Source organism: Leucogemmata humicola, assembly GCF_055379415.1.
The window spans coordinates 239503-265322 of record NZ_AP040875.1 but is presented as its reverse complement, the minus strand read 5'-3'; the positions used below and the strand labels follow the sequence as shown (position 1 = coordinate 265322).

The 25820-nt window shown below is 62.0% G+C and carries 23 protein-coding genes; 5 read left to right on the top strand and 18 right to left on the bottom strand.

Annotated elements, in window-relative coordinates; all coding sequences use genetic code 11:
- The first annotated feature begins 274 nt into the window (after positions 1–274).
- Entirely contained in the window at positions 275–1498 is a 1224-nt protein-coding gene (locus tag AC6H4Z_RS01160) for a PepSY-associated TM helix domain-containing protein (RefSeq protein ID WP_497544897.1), read from the top strand.
- 7 nt (positions 1499–1505) lie between these two features.
- Here the strand turns inward: AC6H4Z_RS01160 and AC6H4Z_RS01155 are convergent, their stop codons facing one another.
- The 5 genes from AC6H4Z_RS01155 to AC6H4Z_RS01135 are packed head-to-tail and all read right to left on the bottom strand — an operon-like array spanning position 1506 to position 7095.
- Entirely contained in the window at positions 1506–3920 is a 2415-nt protein-coding gene (locus AC6H4Z_RS01155; protein ID WP_497544896.1) for an ATP-binding protein, read from the bottom strand.
- Positions 3921–3942: 22 nt separating this feature from the next.
- Positions 3943–4566 carry a biliverdin-producing heme oxygenase gene (locus AC6H4Z_RS01150; protein WP_497544895.1) on the bottom strand — a complete coding sequence of 208 codons (624 nt, stop codon included), beginning with the start codon at positions 4564–4566 and terminating at the stop codon, positions 3943–3945.
- A 9-nt stretch (positions 4567–4575) separates the two neighbouring features.
- Positions 4576–5361 (bottom strand): MBL fold metallo-hydrolase, encoded by a 786-nt coding sequence (locus AC6H4Z_RS01145; protein ID WP_497544894.1) that lies wholly within the window; start codon positions 5359–5361, stop codon positions 4576–4578.
- Between the two features lie 4 nt (positions 5362–5365).
- A complete protein-coding gene (ligD, locus tag AC6H4Z_RS01140; protein ID WP_497544893.1) occupies positions 5366–6229 on the bottom strand; it encodes a non-homologous end-joining DNA ligase in 864 nt (287 codons plus the stop codon).
- Positions 6226–7095, bottom strand: a complete 870-nt coding sequence (locus AC6H4Z_RS01135) for an ATP dependent DNA ligase (protein WP_497544892.1) — start codon at positions 7093–7095, stop codon at positions 6226–6228. The genes ligD and AC6H4Z_RS01135 overlap by 4 nt, the downstream gene beginning before the upstream one ends.
- An 81-nt stretch (positions 7096–7176) precedes the next feature.
- Between AC6H4Z_RS01135 and AC6H4Z_RS01130 the strand changes: the two genes are divergently transcribed.
- The gene (locus AC6H4Z_RS01130; RefSeq protein ID WP_497544891.1) at positions 7177–9138 is read left to right on the top strand and encodes an amidase; all 1962 of its coding nucleotides are present in this window, start codon (positions 7177–7179) and stop codon (positions 9136–9138) included.
- Positions 9139–9249: 111 nt separating this feature from the next.
- On the top strand, positions 9250–9858 hold the full coding sequence (locus tag AC6H4Z_RS01125) for a type 1 glutamine amidotransferase domain-containing protein (protein ID WP_497544890.1): 609 nt from the start codon (positions 9250–9252) through the stop codon (positions 9856–9858).
- Positions 9859–9895: 37 nt separating this feature from the next.
- On the opposite strand, the gene AC6H4Z_RS01120 is transcribed toward AC6H4Z_RS01125, so the two are convergent.
- A complete protein-coding gene (locus AC6H4Z_RS01120; protein ID WP_497544889.1) occupies positions 9896–11131 on the bottom strand; it encodes an exo-beta-N-acetylmuramidase NamZ family protein in 1236 nt (411 codons plus the stop codon).
- Positions 11132–11257: 126 nt separating this feature from the next.
- Here AC6H4Z_RS01120 and AC6H4Z_RS01115 point away from each other — a divergent pair, with 126 nt between their 5' ends.
- Positions 11258–12607, top strand: a complete 1350-nt coding sequence (locus AC6H4Z_RS01115) for an ammonium transporter (protein ID WP_497544888.1) — start codon at positions 11258–11260, stop codon at positions 12605–12607.
- On the opposite strand, the gene AC6H4Z_RS01110 is transcribed toward AC6H4Z_RS01115, so the two are convergent.
- The 9 genes from AC6H4Z_RS01110 to AC6H4Z_RS01070 all read right to left on the bottom strand — a co-directional run bounded on the left by AC6H4Z_RS01110 (position 12587) and on the right by AC6H4Z_RS01070 (position 23208).
- A complete protein-coding gene (locus tag AC6H4Z_RS01110; protein WP_497544887.1) occupies positions 12587–13438 on the bottom strand; it encodes an alpha/beta hydrolase in 852 nt (283 codons plus the stop codon). The two genes, AC6H4Z_RS01115 and AC6H4Z_RS01110, sit on opposite strands and share 21 nt — an antisense overlap.
- Before the next feature lie 144 nt (positions 13439–13582).
- On the bottom strand, positions 13583–13861 hold the full coding sequence (locus tag AC6H4Z_RS01105) for a hypothetical protein (protein WP_497544886.1): 279 nt from the start codon (positions 13859–13861) through the stop codon (positions 13583–13585).
- Positions 13862–13891: 30 nt separating this feature from the next.
- On the bottom strand, positions 13892–15076 hold the full coding sequence (locus AC6H4Z_RS01100; RefSeq protein ID WP_497544885.1) for a cystathionine beta-lyase: 1185 nt from the start codon (positions 15074–15076) through the stop codon (positions 13892–13894).
- Between the two features lie 27 nt (positions 15077–15103).
- Entirely contained in the window at positions 15104–15577 is a 474-nt protein-coding gene (locus AC6H4Z_RS01095) for a hypothetical protein (protein WP_497544884.1), read from the bottom strand.
- A gap of 80 nt (positions 15578–15657) precedes the next feature.
- Positions 15658–16131, bottom strand: coding sequence for a tRNA (cytidine(34)-2'-O)-methyltransferase (locus AC6H4Z_RS01090; RefSeq protein ID WP_497544883.1), 474 nt, complete (start codon positions 16129–16131; stop codon positions 15658–15660).
- A 33-nt stretch (positions 16132–16164) separates the two neighbouring features.
- The gene (locus AC6H4Z_RS01085) at positions 16165–19359 is read right to left on the bottom strand and encodes an efflux RND transporter permease subunit (RefSeq protein ID WP_497544882.1); all 3195 of its coding nucleotides are present in this window, start codon (positions 19357–19359) and stop codon (positions 16165–16167) included.
- Positions 19356–20447 carry an efflux RND transporter periplasmic adaptor subunit gene (locus AC6H4Z_RS01080; protein WP_497544881.1) on the bottom strand — a complete coding sequence of 364 codons (1092 nt, stop codon included), beginning with the start codon at positions 20445–20447 and terminating at the stop codon, positions 19356–19358. The genes AC6H4Z_RS01085 and AC6H4Z_RS01080 overlap by 4 nt, the downstream gene beginning before the upstream one ends.
- Positions 20447–21910 (bottom strand): TolC family protein, encoded by a 1464-nt coding sequence (locus AC6H4Z_RS01075; protein ID WP_497544880.1) that lies wholly within the window; start codon positions 21908–21910, stop codon positions 20447–20449. Before AC6H4Z_RS01075 ends, AC6H4Z_RS01080 begins: the two co-directional genes overlap by 1 nt.
- Positions 21907–23208: an efflux RND transporter periplasmic adaptor subunit gene (locus AC6H4Z_RS01070; protein WP_497544879.1), complete on the bottom strand. Its 1302-nt coding sequence runs from the start codon at positions 23206–23208 to the stop codon at positions 21907–21909. Before AC6H4Z_RS01070 ends, AC6H4Z_RS01075 begins: the two co-directional genes overlap by 4 nt.
- Before the next feature lie 258 nt (positions 23209–23466).
- Here AC6H4Z_RS01070 and AC6H4Z_RS01065 point away from each other — a divergent pair, with 258 nt between their 5' ends.
- Entirely contained in the window at positions 23467–24309 is an 843-nt protein-coding gene (locus tag AC6H4Z_RS01065) for a phosphatase PAP2 family protein (protein ID WP_497544878.1), read from the top strand.
- 4 nt (positions 24310–24313) lie between these two features.
- Here AC6H4Z_RS01065 and AC6H4Z_RS01060 read toward each other — a convergent pair whose 3' ends face one another.
- From AC6H4Z_RS01060 to AC6H4Z_RS01050, 3 genes are read right to left on the bottom strand one after another with little or no spacing between them, the layout of a single operon-like run.
- A complete protein-coding gene (locus tag AC6H4Z_RS01060) occupies positions 24314–25003 on the bottom strand; it encodes an aspartate/glutamate racemase family protein (protein ID WP_497544877.1) in 690 nt (229 codons plus the stop codon).
- Positions 25004–25036: 33 nt separating this feature from the next.
- Positions 25037–25492, bottom strand: a complete 456-nt coding sequence (locus tag AC6H4Z_RS01055; RefSeq protein ID WP_497544876.1) for an SRPBCC family protein — start codon at positions 25490–25492, stop codon at positions 25037–25039.
- On the bottom strand, positions 25489–25818 hold the full coding sequence (locus AC6H4Z_RS01050; RefSeq protein ID WP_497544875.1) for an ArsR/SmtB family transcription factor: 330 nt from the start codon (positions 25816–25818) through the stop codon (positions 25489–25491). Before AC6H4Z_RS01050 ends, AC6H4Z_RS01055 begins: the two co-directional genes overlap by 4 nt.
- Positions 25819–25820 lie beyond the last annotated feature (2 nt).

Sequence of the window (25820 nt, the reverse complement as noted above, 5' to 3'; positions counted from 1 at the left end):
AGTTTTCCCGACAGGCGACGGGTCGCAGGGGTCATCATATGACCGTATATCTACGCCGTCTTGGCTTCGTCGCCAGACGGGACCATCGCTTCCCTGAGCGTCGCATCGATCCCGGCTCGAGAAACGACCTTTCGTTCGGCGCCAAAGCGTAAGTCAGTGCGTGGGTTACGCCAGGTCGCCCTGAAATCGGAAGGAATCCCGATTGAATGACTCTGGATTGCTGTGTACGTTGACGGCTGCTTCCAACCAGCCCTGTCGACCAACCCGACCGACGATGAAGCTGTTTCGAAAGATCCTCTTCTGGTGCCACCTCGCGGCCGGTCTCACCGCCGCCATCGTTGTGATCATCATGTCGGCGACGGGAACGCTCCTCGCCTATCAAAAGCAGATCACCGCGTGGGCCGATCGTCGAGCGGTGAATGCCGGACCGCCGTCCGTCGCCGCGCCACGACTCGGCGTCGACGAGCTGGTGCGCCGAGCGACCGATTCCGCTGGCATGGCGCCGACTGCGATTACGCTTCGCGCGCGACCGGATGCCCCCGCGGAAATGACCTTCGGACGCGATCGGCGCGAGCTCGTGAACGTCTACACCGGCACACTGCTCGGCGAAGGATCGAAGGACGTGCGCGCGTTCTTTCGCAGCATGACCGCATGGCATCGCACAATCGGCGCAACAGGCGACAAGCGCGCGCTCGGCCGAATGATCAGCGGCGCGTCCAACCTGATCTTTCTCTTTCTCGTCGTCAGCGGGTTCTATCTCTGGTGGCCGCGTAAATGGACGCGCGTTGCCGTGCGCAACGTGACTGTGTTTCGACGTGGACTCTCGGGTAAGGCGCGCGACTTCAACTGGCACAACGTGCTCGGATTCTGGAGCGCGGTTCCGCTGTTCGTGATCGTTCTGTCCGGCGTCGTCATTTCCTATAGATGGGCGGGCGATCTCGTGTACCGCGCTGCCGGCGAGGCGCCACCTGTGGCGGCAGCGCCAGGTGCCAACGGCGGCGGTGGTCGTGGTGAAGGAAATGGCCAACGTCGCGAACCCGAAGTCGCCGTCGCGTCGATCCCGCTCGATTCACTCGTCGCCAGCGCACGACGTCAGTCTCCCGAGTGGACGACCATCAGCGCGACGCTGCCCAAAGCGACCGCGAAGACGATCACGCTCTCGATCGACGAAGGCACGGGTGGGCAGCCGCAGCTTCGCACACAGCTCGTGCTCGATCGCGCGACGGGCGCCAGCGTGCGCTACGAGCCCTTCGCGGCGCAGAGCACCGGACGACGATGGCGCTCGATCATGCGCTTTGCGCACACCGGCGAAGTACTCGGCGTGTTCGGTCAGACGATTGCCGGACTCGTTTCGTTCGCTGCTGTGGTTCTTGGCGTCACGGGTATGACGCTCGCGCTTCGCCGCTTCCTTGCGTGGAACCGTCGACGCGTCGCGCCAGTGCAAAGCGATGTGACGATCGAGGCGGACGTCGAAGAAGAAGAGCTGACCACGGTCTAGCGGTCTTCTAGTCGGCGCGCGGTAGCCGGAGCGTGAAGGTCGAACCGTGTCCGATCTCGCTCACTGCAGTGAGATCACCGTGCATCTTGCGCGCGAGGTCGCGACTGATCGCCAGCCCGAGCCCGAGTCCTTCTTCGCCACGCGCCGTGGCACTGCGATCGATCTGCACGAATGGATCGAAGATCGACTCGAGTTTCTCGGTCGGTATCCCGCGGCCGGTATCAGTTACTTCGATCACAACATCGTCACCGCGAGGAGCAGCGCTGACGATGATACGTCCGCCCTCCGGCGTAAACTTGATCGCGTTCGACAGAAGATTGAGCACGATCTGGTTTGCGCGCTCGGTGTCGATGCTGGCCATCAGAGGCTCGTCGCCTGGCAGAAGCTCGAACGCGACCTGCTTCTTGGTGATCTGCGGCATGGTCAGCGCACCGATGTCTTTGACGATCGCGCGGATGTCCGTGCGACGCAGGTCGAGCTGAATTTCGCCCGCCTCGACTTTGGCAAAATTCAGAATGCTATTGACGATCCCTAACAAGTGGCGCTGGTTGCGCTGAATTCGCTCGAGGTCGGCGAGCTGCAGCTCGGTCGTTGGTCCGCGCGCGCCGAGGGCAATGATTTCTGCATATCCCCCGATGGCGTTGAGCGGCGTGCGCAGTTCGTGCGACATCATCTTGAGGAAATCCGCCTTCGCGCGATTGGCACTCTCGGCGTCCGCCCGCGCCTCGCGTTCGCGCTGAAGCAGCACTTCGCGCTCCGTGCGCTGCTGAAGCAACTCATCTGCTTGCGCTCCGAGTTCCACGGCGGATCGTTCGAGATCTTCGTTGGCCGCCTCGAGTTCAGCATTGAGCTCGCCTAGCTCCTCCGCGCGACGTAACAACACATCCAATGCGCTCCGTCTCAGATCGACTGCCGCGTCGATTTCAGCGGTTTCCCACGGTGCAGACTTGCCACGTCGCTCTGCCTCCCACAATGCGAAGCTCCCGCGCGGAGAGAGCCTGGGGGCGCCTTCGCGATCGATTTCGACGGCCTTATTCGGATCCCCGCCCCACGAGATCTTTTGCTTGCTCTCCGGTCGGAACCACAGGATGTATTTGGGCCGCGACGAAGAAAGGGACACGGCGAGGAGGCCGCTCGCGATATCGGCATACGCCGACGCCGGCGGGAAGTGCGTGGCGAGCGCGGTCGTGTGAAATACGTCGGTCCGCCGCGCCGTGAGCCAGGCCGCAAGGTCGGACAACTGTTCGCGCGTCGGCGTGGCGCCGACGGTTCGGATCGAATCGGCCTCGTACACTGCGGCGCCGCCGGCACGGGTAAGGTCGAGTAGATTCGGCGAGCCGGAGGTGAGTGCGTCGTGGTAATCGGTCGTTTGACCGAGGCGCTCGGCCAGCGTTGTCTCTACAGCGCGAACGGCCAGCGCGCGATCGCGATCCTCCACATCCTCCGCCAACCCGGTCTGCAGCGATAGAGCCTGCGCGAGGAATTCACACAGCGTACGCGTGGCGTACGATACGGGCTTCGGCCCTGAGTAGTGGTGTCCCGAGATGAGTCCCCAGAGCTCGCCACGGTGAATAAGTGAGATCACCAGACTCGCCGTGACGCCCATGTTCTTCAGATACTGAACGTGAATCGGCGACACACTGCGCAGGACGGACAGACTGAGGTCGAGTGGTTCATGCGTGAGCGGGTTTATCTCAGGAAGAATCGGGACGGGCGTGAACGATATGTCCGGGATCGACCGCACCCAGTTTCGGAGAAACAGCGCTCGCGCCTGCGCGGGAATGTCTGATGCTGGATAGTGCAATCCGAGCCACGGTTCGATTCCTTCGCGCTTCGATTCGCCGATGATCTCGCCGTGCCAGTCTTCATGAAATCGATAGACCCACACGCGATCGAACTCTGTGATCCGCCGCATTTGCTCGGCGATCTGCGCCGCGAGACCGATGAGCGTATTTGCATGTTCGATGTGGACCAGCGTATCGCGTACGACGTCGCGAAACATCGCCGGTGTGAGCTCGCTGGATGGATCACCGCGTTCGAACTCGAGCACGACGAGCCCACCGCTTCGGTAGACGCAGATATCTGTTCGCTCGCCGGCAAGCCACCCATCTCCGCTGGGCAACTGCGCGGTCGTCTCATGGCGAGCTTCGTGTCGTCCCAAAGCCGCGCGAATCGCGTCGCTCGCGGCGACACCAAGCGCGTCTCGAAGCGATCGCCCAATCAGACCACCCTTCTGAATTCCGAACGCCGTGGTTGCATTGGCGCTCGCCACAATGATCGAGTCCTTTCCCTCATCCCAACCGAGCAACACGCCGTGTGGTTGAATCGCACCCGGAATGTGAATTGGCTCGCGGTCGCAGTTCGTGAGGTCGATCGGAGTGCGAGGATCGACGAACGAGCTGACGCCGCTGACACGAGTCATGGTTGCGGAACCTTCTTCGTTTTTAGGCGTGCTCGTTCAGTCGACTCGCCAGCGCCGCCTCGAAGAACGCGAAAGTCGCGCGCGCGGCCGCGACCATTTCATCAGCCGAGCCGGAGTCGGGTCCGGCGGATTCGACGAAGTTGGTGATCGAGGCGCATGTTCGTCGCCACATCGCGCCGGTTTCCACGCCGTTGCCGGTGAAGAACCGGCATCCGTTCGGCGGCGACAGATCGAGTGCGTCGCACACGTGGCGGACGATGATCTGCCCGCCGAGCGTCGCACCTTCGATGACGTACACTGCCGCGAACGCGGCCGCAGCGTTCGGAAGCCTGAGTTCGCTCAGCGTTACAAGTTCAGAGTGCTCTCCAAACCAATGAAGGTCGTCATCGAGCAAAGCGATTTTCGATCGTTCATCGAGGACGTATCCGTACCGAGCGAGCGACGCGGCGTGCGCTTGAAGCCGGGTCTCGATCGCGTGCATGGCGTCGCGCAGACCAGCCAGCGATCGCACGTAGCCATCGCGCGAGATGCGATCGCCAGTCAGCGGAAGCGATGCGTCGAGCCTCGCGTGAAGATCCGCGGTCTCGACTTTTAGGCGCTGGAGGATCGTGTGCCGGCGTGTGTTTGCCGCCGTCTCGACTGGCATGCGATCACATCATGCAGGCTCCGCGCCGAACTGCGCGGGCTCGCCGGGCGCGGGCCAGCGGATCCGATCGCCAAGTCCCGCAGCTTCGAAGGTCGCCTTCACCTCGGCGGCGCCTTCCGTGAAGTGAGTCCATCCTTCGAAATGCAGCGGGACGATCGTTGACCTTGGCCAAGCGACCGCAAGCGTTACCGCTTCGTCCGCGTTGAATGTCAGATCGTGCGGTCCAGCGACGGCGACGCGAGCGGCGCCAAGATTGAGCACTGCGACATCGACATCGAACCGACGGCCTACCTCGGCGACGCCGTCGTACCATACCGTGTCGCCGGAGACATACACGACGGGATCTGACTTCTCCGAACTCTCGAGCACGAATCCAATGACGGGTCCGCGATCGCCGTCTGGCGGACCGTGACGCGCCGGCGTTGCAGTAATGCTCACCATGGAACCAGTGGTCGAACGCAACTCGATCGATTCCCACGCTGCCAGTCCAACGGCGTTTCCACCAAGTCGTTCGGCTCCTGCTTTCGTCGTGATCACCGTGCGGGCTTTGGCCAGCATCGCGCGCCCAGCGTGATCGAGATTGTCGAAATGATGATCGTGGCTGAGCAAAACTGCGTCGATGGTCCCGATGTCGTTTGCGTCGACTGCGGGTGACTGCGTCTTGTGCAGTGTGTAGACGGCGGTCGGATAGTCGGTTGGCGCGGGATCGAGCGTCGGATCGGTAAGAAAACGCAAACCGTTCAACTCGAGGATCGCGGTTGGGCCGCCGATGTACGTGACGCGCAATTGAGGCATGGTTCTACGGATGTTCTGGTAGTGAGACTGCGCCTTGATAGATGTCAGCCCAGAGATCGCCAACCTCGTCGATTCGGCGCGCCATCGTTCTGAGCGTGAACGTCTGTGGTGCAGCGCGCCCACTCTCGACTTCCTCCCAAGTGCACGGTGCCGACACGGGCGCTCCCGGCTTCGGCCGAACAGCATATGTTGCCGCGTACGTCGCCCCAAACTCGTTGCGACCGGTATCGACGAGGATACGTCCTCCGCGATCGGATTTATAGAATTCTTGTGTGAGATGTGCAGGATCGCGGCGCACGAGAGCGAGTCCAACGGCATGCGCAAAACGCGCCACACGGCCAGCGTCGGCGCTTCCGTCGAGCGGAACGGCAACGTGAAAGCCCTTCGACCCAGACGTCTTCACCCAACTCGGGCAACCGAGTTCGGCCAGTACGTCGCGGACGAGGAGTGCGGCGTTGCGAAGGGCGTCTGCGTCATCGTCCAGCGGATCGAGATCGAACAGACAGAGATCCGGATACAGAAGTCGCGGCACACGCGACACCCACACGTGTGGCGTGATGCAATTCTGATTGGCGAGCCAGAGCAGCCCGCGCTCGTCGGTGATTACAGGATAGTTCACGACGCCGTCTTTCTTCGGAACTGTGACTCGCTCGAGCCACTTCGGACCTTTGTCGACGTTCTTTTGGAAGAAGCCCTTCTCGCCAATGCCTCGATGAAATCGCTCCATCGTGACAGGTCGCCCTGCGATGTGCGGCAGCATGAGCGGCGAAATGCGCGCGTAATACTCGGCGAGCTCGCCTTTGGTGATTCCGTCGTCCGGAAACATCACCTTCTCCGGATGTGAAATGGCCACCGACGCGTCGGTCATGATTCACGCACCACGTCGCGCGCAGATCGATCGGGGCGCTCAGCGAGTAATCTCGAGTGGCGCAGCTTGCTGTGCACCGTCCATTCGATGAAGGCGACGTGCACGACGATCTCCGGCTTGACCCAATGCGCTCGCACGCGTGGGAGCCCCGTGGCTTTCGTGAACGGCGTCTCCGTCATCTCGAGTGCGTCGAGGCGTGCGCGAAGTTCCATGAGCATTTTTGTATCGAGGCCCGTACCGACCTTACCGGCAAAGACAAAATCGTCGCCTTCAAAGTAGCCAACGAGGAGTGCGCCAAGCCCGGCTCGTGCCCCCTGTGGGTCGGTGAAACCGCCGACGACAAAATCCTGCGACGTCTCGCACTTCATTTTGAGCCAGTGCTTAGACCGCTTCTGCTCATACGGCGAATCGAGTCGCTTCGCGATCACCCCCTCCCAGCCTTCGATGCGCGCGCGCTCCCAGGGTTCGGCGTCCATCATCGCGGGTACACGAACGACCGGGACGCGAAGTGGTAGCGAATCGAGAATGGCGCGGCGTTCCGTGAGGGGAAGGCCGGTCAGGTCGCGCCCGTCGAGCCACACGACATCGAAGACGTGATACTCCACGATCCCAGCGTCCCACGTGAGTTCCCCGTCGAGTACGACGTCGGTCACGGGCAGCTCGGCGATCGCGTTGGCGACCGAAGGCACGGACTTGGGCAGGTGCGTTCGCGAAAACAGCCGCACGTCGTTCCCCTGCCTGAACGCCACGAGCCGAATGCCGTCGAGCTTCCGTTCGAAGGTCCATTCGGGACCGCTAAATCGCTCTTGAGTGAGTGTCGCCGCCATGGGCTCGATCCAGTCGGGGAAATTCGGCGGTTCGCTCATTTCGAGGTGGTTGCGGTCGTGGTCGTCGTGTCGTAGTTCTGAGCGTCGCTGCCCCGCAGAATTCCTTTCGGAGCCATCATCATGCACAACAAGTATGACGAGCTGGATTTGCTGGACCAGGCCCAGGCCGAAGCCGAGTCGATTGCTGGCGATATGCAGTTCGCCAGCGACCTCGATCGGCGCAGGTTCGTGTTCCTGTCGCTGACGGCAGCGGCAGCCACGACCTTCGGCTTCAGCGCGAAGACTCTGGCTCAGGGCACTAGTGGTGGTGGCGGCGGCGGTCGCGGAGGTCAGGGTGGCCAGAACGCCGCGCCTCCTGTCCCGCTCGACAACATGGAAGCGGTGTCGTGGAGCTTCCAACCCTATCCGGGTGGAACGGGTGCGTTGCTCGAAAAGACATATCGTGAGAAAGGCATGTCGGCCTTCGCCCGTCAGCCGTTCGCGTGGGGAACGGGTGCGCCAAGCTCGTTCAACATCCAGCCGTGGGGAACCGCGCAGCTCCCGTCGAACGACGAGGACATTGCGTTCCTCCCCGCACATCGATTGGCGGCGGCGATCAAGGCGGGAAAGCTGACGTCGACGCGCATCACGAAGATCTATCTCGAGCGGCTCAAGAAGCTGAATCCAACGCTCTTTTGCGCGGTGACGATCCTGGAAGATCGCGCGCTGGCCGACGCGGCGGCGATGGACGCCGAGCTGAAGGCTGGAAAGTATCGCGGCCCGCTGCACGGGATTCCGTGGGGTGTGAAGGATCTCTTCGCCGTGAAGGGAACGCCGACGACATGGGGCGCCGCAGACTTCGAAAATCGCGTGATCGATGAAGACTCCGAAGTCGTTGTCCGTTTGCGAAATGCTGGCGCTGTACTGATCGCAAAGCTTTCGACAGGCCAGTTCGCGCAAGGCGGAGTGTGGTTCCGAGGCAGCACGAAGAATCCTTGGAATCTCAGTCAGAGCTCGAGCGGATCCTCGGCCGGTCCTGCATCGGCGACCGCGGCAGGATGCGTCGCGTTCGGTATCGGCACCGAGACCTCGGGTTCAATCGTGTCGCCAGCGACGACGTGCGGACTCAGTGCGCTGCGGCCAACCTTCGGCCGAGTGAGTCGGTATGGCGGGATGGTGCTCGCGTGGTCGCAGGATCGTGTTGGACCGATCACGCGCACGGCGGAAGATGCGGCGATGGTGTTCAACGTGATTCACGGCGCGGATGAGAAAGATCCTGGCTCGATCACGATGCCGTTCCATTTCAATTCGAACATCAACCTCGCGAATCTGCGCATTGGTGTTCGGCCACAGAATCAGCAGAACCCTGATCCGAATTTCCCGGCCTTCATCGACAAGCTCAAAGAACTCGGCGCGAAGCCGAAGGAGATTGGTGAGCCGCCAACTGTTGGCGGCAGTCAGGGCGGGCTGAACGCTGAGTCAGCGGCGGCATTCGACTCATACGTGCAGATGAAGGCGAAGGAGTTGGGAATGGACATGGCGACGGTGCTGACGAACTACGGTCGCGCGGGTGGTGGTGGTGGTGGCGGCGGAGCTCCGGGCGTGACGCCGGCGGGACGCGGCGCGGATAGCGCGGCTGCTGGCGGGCGCGGCGGCCGCGGCAACGCGCCGGATGATCATGGCGGTCAGCTCAATCGTTGGGTACCGGGTCGCACACCGACAGCGATGGACTTCATCAACTCGCAGCGCCGTCGTCAGATGTTGATCGTCGCGTGGCAGGATTACCTCAAGGACATCGATCTCTATGTCGGCGCCGCCGACACTGGCGTGCATGCGCAGACCGGACATCCGGTTGCGGTGGTGCAAATGGCGTTTGGTATTCGCGCTGGCGGATTTGGTGGTGGTGGAGGCGGCGGCGGACGTGGTGGCCGCGGACGTGGCGGAGATTCAACCGCTGCAGCGGCGCCCGCACCGGCGTTGAACCCACAACCGATTTGCACGCAGATCGCTGGAAATCTTTACCACGACGACATCATCCTCGCGGTGTCGCACAAGTATCAGAGCAACACAAAGTGGCATCTCGAACGACCGAAGCTTGGGTAACTTCGAGCTTGGCCGTGGCGATATAGCCACGGCCGAGTTCGTGTTAAAAAATGCTCATGGCGGCCCAACGCTTGCGGCGTCTGTCGAATCTCTTTTTCGACAGGTGTACACATGGCTCAGAATCTTGGCGGACGACGCGTCGCGATCCTCGCGACGGATGGTGTTGAACAAGTCGAGCTCACGGAAACGCGCAAAGCGTTGGATGCCGCTGGCGCAAAGACGATCCTCGTCTCACCCAACGCGGATCGCATCAGAGCGTGGCAGCACGACCACTGGGGCGACGAACTACAGGTCGATCTTCCCCTCGAGCGTGCGAACGCCGACAACTTTGACGCGCTGCTCCTACCCGGCGGCGTGGTGAGCCCCGACCGACTTCGCATCAACGAGGCAGCTGTGCGCTTCGTGAAACAGATTGCGAACGCCGGAAAGCCGATCGCAGCTATCTGTCATGGTCCGTGGCTGCTCGTCGAGGCCGATCTTGTACGTAACCGTACCGTCACATCATGGCCGTCGCTTCGCACCGACATACGAAACGCCGGAGGCGACTGGGTCGATCGCGAAGTGGCAGCGGACGCCGGACTCGTCACGAGCCGGAAGCCGGATGACATTCCGGCGTTCAATCGAAAGATGATTGAAGAGTTCGCCGAAGGGGCGCACGGGGCGCGCCGCAGCGCTGACGCCTCGATCCGGCGAGAACAGAACATCAGCGGCGCGCCGTAACACACGCCGCTACGACAGCACGGTTAGTGGAAGCCGGTCAGTAGAGTAGGAATGGCTTCCGGTTCTCTCGAAAATCGGCGGCTTCCCGATCCCACTCATCGAGCAGCGCGGGAAGCCGACCGCTTTCGATCGCCAGCCGTACTTTGTCCGAGCCCGTGAGACGATCGATCGTTCCCGTCCATGCGAAATCCCGCGGGTGTTCGCGACGGACTTCGTCGATCAACAACAGTGAAGTCCTCACTGGCCGATACGCATTCCGGTCGGTGATGACGAACCGAATTGCGGGAATGGTCTGGCCTTTGTGCTTCGCTGCAGTTGGCGCGACCGACATAGCGATTGCCTCGAAGCGAACGCCGGGCAACCGCTTCTCGTTCATCACACGCGCCACCCGCTCGGCGTTCAGCCACGGAGCACCGACCTGCTCGAATGGGCGGTCCGTTCCCCTGCCCTCGCTCAACGTCGTCCCTTCGAAGTAGACGGAGCCTGGATAGCTCGTGAGGGCCGCGAGTGACCGCAGGTTGGGCGACGGATTCACCCAGGGCAGACCCGTTTCGTCGAACCACTGACGCCGACGCCAATTCGATGCGCGAATGACGATGAGATCGGCGCCAATGCCAAATCTCTCATTGAACATCTTCGCAAGCTCTCCGACAGTCATGCCGTGGCGCGCGGGAATCGAATACATCCCGACGAACGACTTGAACTTGGGATCGAGCACCGCTCCTTCGACAATCTCACCGCCGATCGGATTCGGTCGATCGAGCACCACGAAGGGAATTCCCTTTCGCTTTGCGGCCTGCATCGCCAACGCCATGGTCGATACATATGTCCACGTGCGCCCACCGACTTCCTGGAGATCATACACCAGCACGTCGACGTCTTTCAGCATCGCCGGCGATGGCCCATGATCCTCGGAGAGATACAGCGAGTAGATCGGAACGCCCGTACTCGGATCGACTTCATCTACGATCTGTTCGCCGTCAGCAACCGTTCCGCGAATGCCGTGCTCCGGTGCGAGTAGCGCAACGAGCTTTAGATCCTTGTGATGCGCGATCAGGTCGATGTCAGGCCGTCGAGCGCGATCGATGCCCGTGTGGTTGGTGATGAGACCGACCCGCTTGCCGCGCAGCGCGGCCGGAACATCGGCGACGAACACCTCGATGCCTGGCCGGACCGTCGACGTGGTCGACGAGGCTGGGGACGAAGCGGACGAAGACGCCGGCGCGTGTGTGCAGGCGGCGAGTAGGAGTACGGCGACGAGGGCGTTTCTCATAGAGAGAATATGTCGCGCCGGCAGGGCTTGCGTCATGATCAGAATGGTCGTCGATTTCCGCCGCCAATTCACTCGGCGCCCGTCCTTCCCCGCCGGTTGTACTCGCCCCCATCGGATCTAAGCTCAATGGCGATCGCACAGTTCAATCTCACCGTACCGACACTGGTGCACGCGCAAGTATCCGCGAGTCGCATCGATACCGGCGACACGGCGTGGGTGTTGTTCAGCGCCGCGCTGGTGCTCATGATGACCACGCCAGGCCTAGCCCTCTTCTATGGCGGGATGGTGCAGAAGAAGAATGCACTCACCACCATCATGCACAGCTTCATCTGCATGGCGCTGATCAGCGTGCAGTGGGTGTTGTTCGGGTATAGTCTCGCCTTTGGACCGGACAAAGGTGGCGTGATCGGTGGGCTGGAGTGGGCTGGACTTCGCGGTGTCGGACTCGAGCCCGTCGCCTACGCGCCAACCGTCCCGCATCAGGCGTTCATGATGTTCCAGCTGATGTTCGCGATCATCGCGCCTGCCCTCATCACCGGCGCATTTGCCGAACGCATGAAATTTTCGGCGTACATCGTCTTCGCCGTTGCCTGGACGACGTTCGTCTACGATCCTGTCGCGCATTGGGTGTGGGCCGATGGCGGGTGGCTCCGGAACATTGGCGCGATCGATTTCGCCGGCGGAACTGTCGTGCATCTCACATCCGGCGTCTCGGCGTTGGTTGCCGTGCTGATCATCGGGAGCCGAACCGGATGGGGAGAGAGCCGCATGGTGCCACACAACCTTCCGCTCACGATCACTGGTGCGGGGCTACTCTGGTTCGGATGGTTCGGGTTCAATGCCGGTAGCGCGCTGGGTGCGGGAAGTCTCGCGACGAGCGCATTCGTCGCTACCAATACCGCGGCAGCGGCAGCGACGCTCACGTGGATGCTCACCGAATGGCGCGTTCGCGGTGCGCCGTCGGTCATGGGCGCCGCGGGCGGTGCCGTCGCCGGCCTTGTCGCGATAACGCCAGCATCTGGCTACGTCACGCCGATTTCGGCGCTGATCATTGGCGCCATCGCCGGCGTGGTGTGCTTTGGTGCCTGCCACCTCAAGGTGAAGCTCGGCACGTATGACGACTCACTCGACGTCGTCGGCGTGCACGGGGTTGGTGGCCTGATTGGCGCGCTACTCACCGGCGTCTTCGCCACTACAGCGATCAATTCCGCCGGCGCGAATGGTTTGCTTGCGGGCAATGCTGCCCAGCTCGGAAAGCAGGCGCTTGGCGCGGTCGCTCCGCTGCTCTATTCGGCCGCGTTGACTGCGGTAATCCTGAAAGCGATCGACGCGACGATCGGTTTGCGCGTGCGCGCTGAGGACGAAGCGCGTGGGCTCGACCTTTCGCAGCACGAGGAATTTGCTTACGCGGCGACTCGCGAATATCGCCTGCTCGACGAGATTGCGACCAGAGGCTCAGCGGAACGCTTCGACTAGCGCAGCTGGTTTGAGCGCACGAAAGATGTTCGCGTGCGTGAGATCCGGCCGCGGCTCATATCGCCACCGGAGACCGGGCGGCGGTGCCGCTCGAAGCAATTCGGCGAGTCGCGTCGTGCCGACCGAAGTGCTCGGCTCCTGCGAGCCGGCGAAGTATAGCGTTCGCGGCGCGCGCTCGAACGCGGCCAATCGTGGCGCCGCCGAGTCGATGAGCGATCCGGCGTTCCACCACACGCTCGGATCAAGTGCGATGTAATGCGTAAACAGCGATGGTTCGTCGAGAAACGTCTCCAGAACGAACAGCCCGGCCAGCGATTCACCGACGATCCCGCGTTCACGCGTCGTGCGATAGCGGCGTTCCACCTCTGGCATCAACTCGTCCCGCAGAAAGCGCCGGAACTTCGCGGAGCCGCCGATTCGTGGCGCGATCGTACTGTCCGATGAAACCCGAGTCGGTCCCGTGAGATCGCGGCGGCGCTCTGTGTTCGGCACGCCGACGACAATCACGGGGCGGATGGCGCGGACGATGATGAGTGAGTCGGCCGTGTTGACGACGTGAGGGAAATCTTCGCCGAGGCCACCGTCCGGCATGTAGAGCACGGGTAGTGGATCGGTATTTCTACCATTCGACGAGCGGTACCGCGGCGGCACATAGACGTTGATTCGGCGCGGCTCGCCCAGCACCGACGATTGTATGGTGAACGAGTCGTGCACTGGCGTCGAGTCGGCGCTAGGCCACGCGCGGACTGGCACGGGGCTATTCGCGGCGCGAATACATGCCGACGACACAGCCAGCGACAATACCAGCGTAAGGAGTTCGCGCAGCGTCATCAATCGTGCGCAGGCGCAATCAGCGCCAGGAGCGTGTAAAATCTCTTCATATGAAGCTCGATTTGTTCAGTCGAGCGTCCGACGCCATCCATCGTTGATTCTCCGCTTGGATCGGAACCGAAGGCGGCCAGGACTCGCGGCGACTCAGCGGTGCGAGAACACCCACCAGGCCGCGACGGCAACCGCCGCTGGAATCGCAAACACCACGAGGAAGATCGGAGCTTCTTCGGCAACAGAGTAGCCCGCCTTGGCGACTCCAATCCACATGTTGACTCCGGCCCCGACGAGCCAGAGCGCGATGAAGATCAGACTCGCACGCGCCAGCTGGTCCGACTGTCCGGGACCGCTCGCGAAGCGCGCGACGATCAAGCACAGAATCAGCAGCCCAAACCCCAGCGCAATGACCTTGATCGTGTGTGACATGTCTGGAAGAGAGTCGAGTGACGCGCGAGTTCAGCCGGCAGCTTGTTGAAATGCTCTCGCGAGATCGTCGATCAGATCGCACGGTTCCTCGAGGCCGACGTTCAACCGCACCACGCGATTGTCATAGTGTCGCTGGCGACGATACAGGTGCGGGTACGCCATGACCAGACTGGCGACACCTCCCCAGCTATACCCGATTTTGAACCGCTCGAGCGCGTCGACAAAGCGCTCGATGCGAGCTCGATTCCAGTCCTCGGTGAGCACGATCGAGAATATGCTCGCCGATCCGCTGAAGTCGCGCCGCCATACATCGTGACCCGGACAGCTCGGGAACGCCGGGTGCAGCACCAGCTGCACTTCAGGTCGCGCCGCCAACCATTCGGCAACGGCGAGCGTGTTTTTCTCGAGACGATCGAGGCGCACGCCCAACGTCTGCAGCCCACGCAACGCGAGTGAGCAGTCGTCGGGCGACACAGCCATCCCGATCAGCCGATGTGTTCGACCCACACGTTCGTATGTCTCATCGCTGTTGACCGAGACACTTCCCAGCAGCAGGTCGCTGTGGCCACCAATGTACTTCGTCAGCGCCTGCATGCTCACGTCGACTCCCGCGGCGAAAGCGTCGAACAGCACACCGGCCGCATAGGTGTTGTCGATTGCCACGGCAACACCTCGCGCGTGAGCGGCGCGAACGATCGCGGGAACGTCCTGAATCTCCATCGTGATGGATCCAGGACTCTCGCACCAGATCAGTGTGGTATTGTCGCGAATCAAATCGGCGATGTGGTCACCGAGCATGGGATCATACCGCTCGACTTCGATTCCTAGCCCAGCAAGAAGGCCGCGAGCCAGTTCGCGATTCGGACCGTACGCACTCTCCGGTACGAGCGCGTGCGATCCCGCCTTGCAGTACGCGAAGTAGATCAGCGCGATGGCCGCCTGCCCACCCGGCACGATGAACGTGTGCTTGGCGCGTTCGAGTTCGGCCACCCTCGCCCCGAGTTCGAGCGTCGTGGGCGTTCCATAGAGTCCATAGGTGTACCCCGCGCTCGCGTGCCAATCGTCGCTCGCGTCGGCAAGGCGGTCGAAGACGACCGTCGAGCCGCGGTGGATTGCTGGAGCAAGCGCATGAAAGCCTTCCGGAGCGCTCGCGCCGCTCTGGATCAGGCGAGTGCGCCAATGAAGTCCATCGCGCAGTTCATCTCCCTCGCTCATAAAGTCCCCTCGTGGACGAATGGTGGGCTAGCCTTCGTCCTCGTCTTCGTCAGGCTGTGACGCGAGGAACGCCGCAGGATCGTTGGAGAACTTCCACGCTTCGGAATTGCGCAGCGCTCCGGCGTATGCACCAATCGTCGGCTGGAGAATGAGGCCATCGCTGCGGACCAACACGGCATCCGCGAGTCGCACAAAATCCAGGAGCGCCGCGCCAAATCTCGAATCGAGGCGTCGGACGTCCACGCGCACAACCACGCGGCTCACGCGCTTGCCATCGAACCAGACGTCGATGCGATTGCCGTCTTCAGGTCCCCACGATTCGACGCCATTGGCGGACGTCCCCTCCGCTGACGCGACAGAGGTCAACCGTTTCCGATAGTCCGACGGAAACGCTGTGCCTTCCCACCAATCGCTCGAGCTCAACTCCGGACGCGTCTTTGGCGCCGACGCGGCGAGCGCGCGCCGAGGAACGAGGTAGAAATCGACCTGCCAGCCAGCCATTGCGATCTGCGGTGCGTGTATGAAGCGACATTTCTCTCATCGCCAAGATACACGTCCGAATCGGCGAGAGCTAAACTCAGTCAGTCCGCCGTTGGCCGACGCTGCCGGAGTACTTCGTAGACGGCTATGCCCACGCTCGTCGAAAGGTTGAGCGACCGCACACGCGGCGACAGAATCGGCATCGCGACGAAGCGATCGCGATATCGCTCGTGCAACTCGGCTGGCAATCCGCCGGTCTCCCGTCCGAAGATCAGCACGACCCGATCCGGGGCGCCCAGCGGCGCGTCCCAGAGCAGTTTGGTCGCCTTCGTCGAGAAAAAGTACGGCTCGCCGAGTGCTGGCAGTTCGGCCTCGAACGTCTCCCAACTCGGCCACACGCGCACGTCCACGTGCTCCCAGTAGTCGAGGCCAGCACGCTTGACCTCACGCTCGTCGAGCGAGAAGCCAAGCGGTTCGATCAGATGCAGGGTTGCACCGGCCGCGAGACAGGTTCGTCCCGCGTTGCCGGTGTTCCAATGGATCTCGGGGTGGACGAGGACGACGTGAATTGCCAAAGTCCGGTGCCTACCGCGCCTCGTCTCCGATGATCAGTCCGCCGCGTCTCCGCTCGACGTCGCGACACGGCCGTCCATCGCCACCGCGCCAGTGTTGCCAGCCGACACGCCCGCGGGAACCGGGTGCGACGACTGTTCGTTACGCTTGCGCCCAAACCGGCCGAACCAGTTCGTCAGGCTGCGATTGAACGAATCCATGTACGTGTACACCACCGGCGTTACGTACAGCGTGATGAACTGCGAGAATGCCAATCCGCCGACGACCGCAACACCGAGTGGGCGTCGTGACTCTGCGCCAGCACCACTGCCCATCGCGATGGGCAGCGTACCCATGAGCGCCGCCATCGTCGTCATCATGATTGGGCGGAAACGAATCAAGCACGCGTGAACGATCGCGTCAGCCGGCGCGCGACCTTCACTGCGTTCCGACTCGACCGCGAAGTCGATCATCATGATCGCGTTCTTCTTCACGAGACCGACGAGAAGGATGATGCCGACGAATGCGTAGACGCTCAGGTCGATCTTGAAGATCAGGAGCGACAGGAGCGCGCCGAATGCTGCGAACGGAAGGCCAGAGAGAATCGTGATCGGGTGAATGAAGCTCTCGTACAGCACGCCGAGCACAACGTAGATCACGAAGATGGCGATTCCGAGCAGCGCGAGCATTCCCGCTTGCGTCGATTGGAACGCCTGCGCCGTTCCGGAGAAGCCGGTACTGACCGATGCCGGAAGAACTCGATCGGCGATTTTCTGAACATCGGCCGTTGCCTGGCCCAGCGCGACGCCGGGTCGAAGGTTGAACGACAGCGTCACAGATGGCAGCTGCCCCGAGTGGTTGACGCTCAGCGCGCCGGCCGTCTGCGTGATGCTGGCGACCGCGCTCAATGGGACGAGCGCTCCAGTATTCGCGCGCACGTATAGAAGGTTCATGGCCGAGAGATCCAGCTGATACTGCGGCAGGAGCTCCATGACCACCCAGTACTCGTTGTTCGGCGTATAGATCGTCGATACCTGTCCCGATCCGTACGCGTTGTACAGCGCGTTCTCGATCTGCTTGGCCGTGATACCGAGCGACGCGGCCCGCTCGCGATCGATGTTGACGCTCGCCTGTGGATTGCCGAGCTGAAGATCGCTCGTCACGTCCTGCATGTACGGCGACTTTCGCGCTTCGTCTACGAGCTGATTCGCCGCCGGATACAACGTCTCGACGTCAGAGCTCTGCATCGTGAATTGATACAGACTCTTCGACGGCCGACCACCGATCTGAATCGCCGGCGGATTCTGCATGTACACGACGATGCCGGGCACCTTCGCGAACTTGGGGCGCAACTCCTTGATGATGTCATCGACCCCGACACGATGGTCGCGATCCTTGAGGCCGATGAACAGACGTCCCTGGTTCGAACCGGAGATGGTCGTGCTTCCACCGACCGCCGACATGAAGCCCGCAATATTCGAATCGGCGAGGATGATATCGGCGATCTGCTTCTGGTGCATGATCATGTCGTCGAACGACGTTCCCTGCGCGGTCTCCGTCGTCGCGAACATCTGACCGATGTCCTGACTCGGGATGAAGCCTTTGGGAATGACCATGAACAGTCCGACCGTCCCAGCGAGAATGAGCGCCGAGAACGCCATGGTCGTCTTGCGATGGTCCATCACCCAGCTAAGGCTGCCCTCGTAGATCTTGAGCATCCACGTGTACGCCGCCTCGGTGGCGTTGTACATCCGGCCGTGCTTCTCGTCGTGCTCGTGCGGCCGCAGGAAGCGGCTGGATAGCATTGGCGTGAGCGTCAGCGACACGAAGCCCGACACGAGGATCGACACCGCGATGACGACCGCGAACTCGTGGAACAACCGCCCGACGATGCCACCCAGGAACAGAATCGGAATGAAGACGGCCGTGAGCGAGATCGTCATCGAGAGAATCGTGAAGCCAACTTCCGCAGCGCCATCCATCGCGGCGCGCATCGGTGGCTTACCCATCTCCATGTGACGGACGATGTTCTCGAGCATGACGATCGCGTCGTCGACTACGAATCCGACGGCGAGCGTCAACGCCATCAACGACAGATTGTCCAGGCTGTAGCCCAGCACGTCCATCACCGCGAACGTGCCGATGACGGAGATCGGCAGCGACAGACTCGGAATGAGCGTCGCCGAGACGTTGCGCAGGAAGAGGAAGATCACCGCGATGACGAGGAACAGCGTCAGCACGAGGGTGAACTTCACGTCGGCCACTGATTCGCGAATCGACTGCGACTTGTCGTACATCAACGTCATGTTGATCGTCGCAGGAATCTGCTTTTGCAGCGACGTCATCAGCTCGTTGACCGCGTCGGCGACGGCAACGGTGTTCGTGCCAGGCTGGCGCTGCACGGCGAGGATCACTCCGCGCGTGCCGCTGTACCAGGCCGCGGCGCGATTGTTCTGCACGTCGTCGAGTACTTCGCCGAGATCGCCGAGATGCACAGGCGATCCGTTGCGGTAGGTGACCGTCAGCTTTCGAAAGCCGGCCGCATCGCGATACTGGCCGTTTGCCTGAACGGTGTACGTCTTGTTCGGGCCGTTGAGGATGCCCGTCGGCAGATTGACGTTTTGCTGATCGATCGCCGCCGCGACTTCGTCGATGCCGATCTTGCGCTGGGCGAGGGCATTCGGGTCGAGCTGCACTCGAACGGCGTATTTTGCCGATCCATACACGTTCACCTGCGCGACACCCGGCACCATCGAGATGCGCTGCGCCATGAATGACTCGGCGTACTCATCGAGGTCCGAGATCGGCATCAGGTCCGACGTGAAGCCGTAGTAGATGATCGGCTGGTCGGCGGGATTCGTTTTCTGGTACGACGGCGGAATGATGCCTGGCGGCAGATTGCGCAGCGTCTTGGCAATCATCGCCTGAACGTCCTGCGCCGCCGCGTCGATATTGCGATCGAGCGTGAACTGAATCGTGATCGCCGTCGAGCCAAGGTTCGACGACGACGTCATGTTGTCGATACCGGCGATCGTCGAGAACTGTTTTTCGAGCGGAGTTGCAACCGCGGAGGCCATCGTCTCCGGGCTCGCGCCCGGCAGACTCGCATTCACGGTGATCGTTGGGAAATCGACCGTCGGTAGATCACTGACCGGCAAATGGCGGTACGACGTGATGCCGAAAAAGAGAATGCCCAGCATCACGAGTACGGTCGTGACCGGCCGTCGAATGAACAGTTCGGAAAGGTTCATTTTCCCACCTGCTTCACGTCGACCTTGACGTTCGGGGTCAACCGTGACTGTCCATCGATGACAACTTGCTCGCCGACTTCCAGCCCTTTGTTGATCGTCGTGATGTCGCCGAGCGAACGCCCAACCGTGATCGGCCGAACTTTGGCGACTTTGGCGTTGTCGATCACGAAGACGTAGTTGCCCTGCTGACCGGCGAGCACAGCGCGCGTGGGAACCGCGATTGCGCCCGGCTCAACGTCCAGCTGAACCGTCACAGTGACGTACTCGCCGGGCCACAGACCATTCGCCGAATTCGCAAAGCTCGCCTTTGCGGTCACAGTCCCAGTGAGCGAATCGACGGCGTTGTCGAGAAATGCCATCGTTCCGGTTTCGTCGACACGGCCGCTATCCGCGGTGGTCACACGGACGGGAACGCTGCCGCGCGCACTCCGGCGCTGCAGTGCCGGGAAGTCGCGCTGCCCGACTGGAAAACGAATGCGAATTGGGCGCAGCTGATTGATCACCACGAGTCCGTCGGAGTTGGGACGAACCAGATTTCCCTGGCGCACCAACAGCCGGCCGGTGCGGCCAGAAATCGGCGCACGGATGGTCGTGTAGTTCAGATTCAGCTTGGCGTTGTCGACGGCCGCGCGGCTCGAAAGCACCGTGGCCTGAGACGCAGTGGCGGCAGCGTCGGCCTGATCGGCCTGCGACTTCGTCACGTAGTCCTTTTCGACGAGTGCCTTATACCGCTCGGCATCGCGCTGCGCGTTTTTCGCCTGAGCATCGTCGCGCGCCAGTGCTGCCTCGGCTTGTCGCAACGCCGCTTCGAACGGGCGCGGATCAATTCGAAACAACACCTGACCGGCGGTTACGTCGTCACCTTCTTTGAACGTGACTTCGTCCAGTGTACCACCGACTTGTGCTTGAATGGCCACCGTCTGCACTGGCTCGACGACGCCATTCGCAACGATGTTGACCGGCGCCGAGATCTTCGTGACTGACGCAGTCCGTACCGGTATGGATGGAGTTTGTTGGACGTTGGGCTTGGAGCAGGCGACACCAGCCGCAGCGGTTCCAATGAGAGCGAACGTTGATATACGAATCATCATCTTTCCGGCCGAATGTTGGGGGCCGGGGTGAGCGGGGCAAAGGAAGTGTCGCCGCGCGCGTTGAGAACGCCAACGTCATGCGCGAGCTGCGCGAGCGCCGATCGCCATTCCCAGCGCGCATCAACCGACTGCGCTCGGGCATTGGCCAACGCGCTCTGCGCGATCAACAGGTCAACGATGTTTCCGACGCCTTCACGATATCGCTCGCGCGCAACCGTTTCCGATTGCGTGGCGCTGGCCAATAAATCGCGCGACGTGCGAACGCGATCGGTGGACGTGCGAAGCGTGTAGTACGCGGTGAACACCTGTTGAATGACCTGTTGCTTGGCGGCCGTCGAGCGAGCGAGTGCTGCTTGATACTGCTCGTTGGCCGCCTGTTCGTCGTACTGGTTTGAAAATCCGGTGAATACCGGAACCTGTACGCCAAAATTGAGGAGATAGGTTCGTCCAGCGTAACCTGCAACATTCGAGCTGTTCGAGGCGCCCGTCGCGCTGAGGGACAGCGACGGTAGATAGGCCGATCTGGCGACCTTGATCTGCGACTGCGCCGCCGCGGCCTGCGCGCGCGCCGTTGCCAGCTCCGGGCGGTTGCGGACCGCCACTTCGATCAACGTGTCGACCGACTCGACGACGAAATGCACCGAATCAGTTGCCGGCACGTCGGGAACGTCGAACGTGGTATTCGCCGGAAGGCCCATGGCCACGGCGAGCCCGCCGCGCGTCACAAGCAGCAGTCCTTCGAGCGTCTGCAACTGAAGCTCGGCTTGCGATCTGGCCGTACGCGCCTGCAGCACATCAGCGATCGTCGCGAGGCCGACGCGGTGACGCTCGTTGGCGACGTCCAGCGATTTGGTGGCTTCGTCGAGCGTCGCCTTGGCCGCGTCACGTTGCGCACGCGTGGACAGGTAACCGAACGCAGCTGTCTCGACCTGGAGAATTGTGTTCTCGACGGTCGTGTTGTGCGTGAGGTCGGCAGCAATCGCGTTCTGTCGCGCCACGTCGATCGAACCGGAGCGACCACCGAAGTCGAGCACGGTGTACGCGAGGTTTAGAGAAGGCCCGACCTGCACACGCTCCTGACCGGGACGACCCGGAATGGGCGCCGCGAGTTGGCGAGTGAGGCCTAAGCCCGCGGAAAGATTCGGATACAGCCGACCTTGGCTCGAGCCGTATGCATCGGCCGCAGAGCGCGCCTGTGCCCACGACGTTTTCGTCGCCGGGCTATTTCTCAGCGCAAGATCGACAATCTCGGGGAGGGTGAGCCGGCGCGCGATCGAATCGGGCAGCACGGTCGTTCCCGCAGTGTCGAGCCGAGCGGCGCGAACGACGCTCGGCGATGGAGTCCACTTCGTACTGGATGAGGCCGGTGTAGGCGCAACACCGTCGATCGACGGCGGGGCGTGTCTACACGCAACTGCCCACGCCGCTACGATCGCGATTGCGTGCGCCCTTCGCTTCACGGTTTCTTTGCCTTCCCCAACTGAGCTGGCTTGGCTGCCTGCTTCGGCTGTGATGCTGGCGGCGCTGCTTCGCCAGCCTGAGTGGCACGGGACACGACAGCGCCGCGCTTCATGTTGTCGGCGATCATGAGCTTCGGCGGAATTTCTGGCTTCGCCGCGAGCACTGCGCCGAGGGTAACTACCTTGTCGCCTTCCTTCAGACCGTCGAGAACCTGCGCGACCTTGAGGTCGGTCGGTCCGGTCTTGATCAGGCGCATTTCATATGTCTTGTTGGGCAGCTCGATCACGACGTACCGCCCCGGAATTCCCGTCTTGCCTTCGGTCGAAACGAGATCGCGACGAAGCAACGCGCCAAGCGTGTCGACGGACAGGCCGAACATGCGCGACACCGGTGCAAGCTCGTTCGTCGCGCGGATCGCATCAATCGGTACCTGCAGAACGTTCTTGAGGTCCGCGGCTTTGACCGTCACCTCGCCGTTCATTCCCGGCATGAGCAGGCCTTCCTTGTTGCTGATGCTCACTTCCACTGGGAAGAACGTGACGCCCTGCGTCACGACGGCCTGCGGTTCGATCTTTTCGAGAATGCCGTCGAAATTGCGACCGGAGAACGCGTCGACTGCCACGGTCGCGGGCAGGTTGATGCGAACGTTGCCCATTTCCACTTCGTCGATCGTCACGCGCATGCGCACCCGACCAAGATCGGCGATGCTCATGAGCGTGGTGCCACCGTTGGCCGCTGTTGCCGCGGTAATGATCTGACCCTGCGTGACCGGACGCGAAACGATGGTGCCACCGATCGGCGCCTTGACGGTTGCGTCCTCGAGTCCCTGTCGGGCGAGGTCGAGGGCCGCGCGCTTCGAAATGAGGTCGGAGATAGCTGCCGTATACGTCGACTTCGTGCTGTCGTTCGCGGCGGCCGTGATGACGCGGTACTTGAAGAGCGAGTCCTTGCGCGCACGATCGCGGATCGCGCGCTCGAGACCAGCGGACGACACAACGTCGTCGGCAATGGCTTGATCGAACTTGTTCTTCACGTCGCGCGGATCGATCTGCGCGAGGAGATCACCCTTCTTGACGATGGTTCCGACTTCGACAGGCTCCTGAATGACCGCACCACCCGCCTTCGACTTGATGTCGACGGGATTGATAGGCTCGACGACGCCGGTCGCTTGAACGCGAACGGCAATATCACCGCGCGTGACGGTCGTGGTCGGCAGCTCGACAACTGCCGCCGATTTGGCCTGACACGCGACGGTCGTCGTCGCGACAATGAAGAGCGAAATACGGCGAAAAGACATTGGTGACAAAGAGTTTGGTGGGGGGCGCCGGTCTCACCCGACGGGGCGTGCATACTATATGGAACTAAGCTACGGGCCGGTGTCGCTCTGGTCAGGGGGAAGCAAAACGGCGCCCCCGGACGGGGGGCGCCGCCTCGTGCTTACAACCTGAAGTACGCGCGAAAGCGGGCCGACGTTGTAAGGCGCTCAGGCTGTGGCGGTTGAGTCCACGACCCATCCCTCGCCATTGGAGCGTTTCGTGCTACGGCTGGCATCGCAATGACTACTACGCGTTTGCCGCTCGCCAGCCTGGTTTTGACATTGCTCCAGGTTGCCCCGATCAGTGTCTCGTACGCCCAAGACAAGCTCCCGGTTCCCTACAACGACTCCGGCCACGTTGACAAGACTTTCTTTACTCGACGCGACGCTGTCCTGACCGGGTTTGCAATCGCCGGAACCCTCGCGATCGCCCCATTCGATGAGCGGATCGCACACTGGGCACAGTCACCAACGGTTCAGGGCGGCACCACGCGTCGGTCCACCGTCGACTGGCTCACGCACATCAATGAAACGCCGCTCACCCTCGGCGCCCTGGCTACTTATGGCGTCGGTCGGCTGGGCCGGATGAAAACCGTGGCCGACATCGGACTCCACGCGACACAGTCGCTGGTGCTGACCGATGTCGTCAGCGAAGTCATCCGCGGACCAATCGGACGGTCGCGGCCGCGGGTAACCGCCAACGACGCGTTCGTCTTCCACTTCTGGGGCGGATTCACCCACTTCGACGAGCGGTCGTTTCCCTCACTCCATTCGTCGTCGGCATTCGCAACAGCGGCGTCGCTCTTCGGTGAAATCCGCGAACGAAACCCCAGTGCTACGTGGTACGCGGGCCCGCTTCTCTTCGGCGCTGCGCTCGTACCCGGCATTACGCGAGTGTACCTCAACCAGCACTGGGCGAGCGACATCGCGTCTGGCGCGTTCGTCGGAACGTTGATCGGCACCAAGGTCGTGCACTACGCGCACAGCCATCGCCGTTCCAAGCTCGATCAGTTTCTACTCGGGACCAACGTGATGCCACTCGGCGACAACCGATTCGCCATCACGTGGTCGCTGCAGAATTGAACGACTAGGCCAGGGCGAACTCGACCGCGGCGTCGACGTGAAGCGACGTCGTGTCGAACACCGGAACAGAGGTGTCGCTCTGGTTGAGTAGTAGCGGAATCTCGGTGCAGCCGAGAATTGCGCCCTGTGCGCCATCGGCGACGAGGCGATCGATGATCTCGAGATACCGAGACTTCGACTCGGGCAGAAAGATTCCCTTCCCCAGTTCGTCGAAGATCGTCGCGTGAATGAAGGCGCGCTCGTCGTCGTTCGGAATCACCGCCGTGATCCCGTGAGCGGTGAGTCGGCTCTTGAAGAATTCCTTCTCCATCGTGTATCGCGTGCCGAGCAGCGTCACGCGATCGAGACCGGCAGCGCGAATGGCCCGCGCTGTTGCGTCGGCGATGTGAATCACCGGAACCTTCACGCGATCCTCGACTCGCTCAGCCACGAGGTGAATGGTGTTCGCGCCCAGCAGAATTGCTTCGGCACCGGCGTTACGAACACCTTCTGCGGCGCTGCCAACCAGCTCGAACATCGCGTCCCAATCCTGACGCTTGTTGATCTCAGCGATGTCGGCATAGTTGAGCGAATAAACGACACAGCGGGCAAAGTTCAGCCCGCCGAGCCGTTCATTGATTCGCTCGTTGAGCAAACGATAATATTCGATCGTCGAGATCCAACTCGTTCCACCGATGAGTCCGAGAGTTTTCATGTTCGAAAGCTAACTACGAACTCCGTGATGCTTTTACTTGACGAGATATGCGGCGAGCTTGTTGAGCGCGCTGTTCCAGCCCTTGCCGTGACTGTCGCGATTCTCGATGGTGCGCAGACCCTCGTGACGTAGCGTCAGTTCGGTTTTCCCGCCGAGGTCGCGAAAGGTTAGGGTGACGAGCGTGTCGTTCTCGTCGGTCGTTTCGCCCTCCCACGTCCACGTGAATGCCAATCGCTTCGGCCGATCGACCTCCCGAAACGTGCCGACGACGGGGACGATCCGACCGTCGGTGAGATGCATGATGACCTTGTAGCGGCCGCCGACGCGCGCGTCGAGATGGGGCACTTGGCAGTCGATGCCTTCGGGACCGATCCAACTCTCCCATTGCTCACGCACCGTCCACGCATCGAACACGAACTCGGGCGGAGCGTCGAACAGGCGGGTGATCTCCAGAACAGTGATGTCGGCGGGTGCGGTGGTCGCAATCATGGCTTTTTCCTCTCAGGATTCTTCTTGAGGTGTGCGTCGAGTCGATCGAACGCGCCGCTCCAAAAGCGGGCGTAGTGGTCGAGGTGGTCGGCTGCCGCCTTTAGCGGCGCAGCTTTGAGGCGACAGCGGCGATGCTTCCCTTCTCTCTCTCGTTCGATGAGGTCGGCATCCTCCAACACCTTGAGGTGTCGAGAGATAGCTGGCAGTGATACCGAGAACGGCGCGGCAAGCTCGCCAACGGTGGCGTCGCCGTCGGCGAGCCGGCTGAGGATAGCGCGCCGGGTGGGGTCGGCGAGTGCGGCGAAGGTCGAGTCGAGGAGAGTCATTT

Bases quoted from the DNA above. Each gene is read 5' to 3' on its own strand.
- AC6H4Z_RS01160 (WP_497544897.1), top strand. From the start codon at position 275: ATGAAGCTGTTTCGAAAGATCCTCTTCTGGTGCCACCTCGCGGCCGGT.
- AC6H4Z_RS01155 (WP_497544896.1), bottom strand. From the start codon at position 3,920: ATGACTCGTGTCAGCGGCGTCAGCTCGTTCGTCGATCCTCGCACTCCG.
- AC6H4Z_RS01150 (WP_497544895.1), bottom strand. From the start codon at position 4,566: ATGCCAGTCGAGACGGCGGCAAACACACGCCGGCACACGATCCTCCAG.
- AC6H4Z_RS01145 (WP_497544894.1), bottom strand. From the start codon at position 5,361: ATGCCTCAATTGCGCGTCACGTACATCGGCGGCCCAACCGCGATCCTC.
- ligD (WP_497544893.1), bottom strand. From the start codon at position 6,229: ATGACCGACGCGTCGGTGGCCATTTCACATCCGGAGAAGGTGATGTTT.
- AC6H4Z_RS01135 (WP_497544892.1), bottom strand. From the start codon at position 7,095: ATGAGCGAACCGCCGAATTTCCCCGACTGGATCGAGCCCATGGCGGCG.
- AC6H4Z_RS01130 (WP_497544891.1), top strand. From the start codon at position 7,177: ATGCACAACAAGTATGACGAGCTGGATTTGCTGGACCAGGCCCAGGCC.
- AC6H4Z_RS01125 (WP_497544890.1), top strand. From the start codon at position 9,250: ATGGCTCAGAATCTTGGCGGACGACGCGTCGCGATCCTCGCGACGGAT.
- AC6H4Z_RS01120 (WP_497544889.1), bottom strand. From the start codon at position 11,131: ATGAGAAACGCCCTCGTCGCCGTACTCCTACTCGCCGCCTGCACACAC.
- AC6H4Z_RS01115 (WP_497544888.1), top strand. From the start codon at position 11,258: ATGGCGATCGCACAGTTCAATCTCACCGTACCGACACTGGTGCACGCG.
- AC6H4Z_RS01110 (WP_497544887.1), bottom strand. From the start codon at position 13,438: ATGACGCTGCGCGAACTCCTTACGCTGGTATTGTCGCTGGCTGTGTCG.
- AC6H4Z_RS01105 (WP_497544886.1), bottom strand. From the start codon at position 13,861: ATGTCACACACGATCAAGGTCATTGCGCTGGGGTTTGGGCTGCTGATT.
- AC6H4Z_RS01100 (WP_497544885.1), bottom strand. From the start codon at position 15,076: ATGAGCGAGGGAGATGAACTGCGCGATGGACTTCATTGGCGCACTCGC.
- AC6H4Z_RS01095 (WP_497544884.1), bottom strand. From the start codon at position 15,577: ATGGCTGGCTGGCAGGTCGATTTCTACCTCGTTCCTCGGCGCGCGCTC.
- AC6H4Z_RS01085 (WP_497544882.1), bottom strand. From the start codon at position 19,359: ATGAACCTTTCCGAACTGTTCATTCGACGGCCGGTCACGACCGTACTC.
- AC6H4Z_RS01080 (WP_497544881.1), bottom strand. From the start codon at position 20,447: ATGATTCGTATATCAACGTTCGCTCTCATTGGAACCGCTGCGGCTGGT.
- AC6H4Z_RS01070 (WP_497544879.1), bottom strand. From the start codon at position 23,208: ATGTCTTTTCGCCGTATTTCGCTCTTCATTGTCGCGACGACGACCGTC.
- AC6H4Z_RS01065 (WP_497544878.1), top strand. From the start codon at position 23,467: ATGACTACTACGCGTTTGCCGCTCGCCAGCCTGGTTTTGACATTGCTC.
- AC6H4Z_RS01060 (WP_497544877.1), bottom strand. From the start codon at position 25,003: ATGAAAACTCTCGGACTCATCGGTGGAACGAGTTGGATCTCGACGATC.
- AC6H4Z_RS01055 (WP_497544876.1), bottom strand. From the start codon at position 25,492: ATGATTGCGACCACCGCACCCGCCGACATCACTGTTCTGGAGATCACC.
- AC6H4Z_RS01050 (WP_497544875.1), bottom strand. From the start codon at position 25,818: ATGACTCTCCTCGACTCGACCTTCGCCGCACTCGCCGACCCCACCCGG.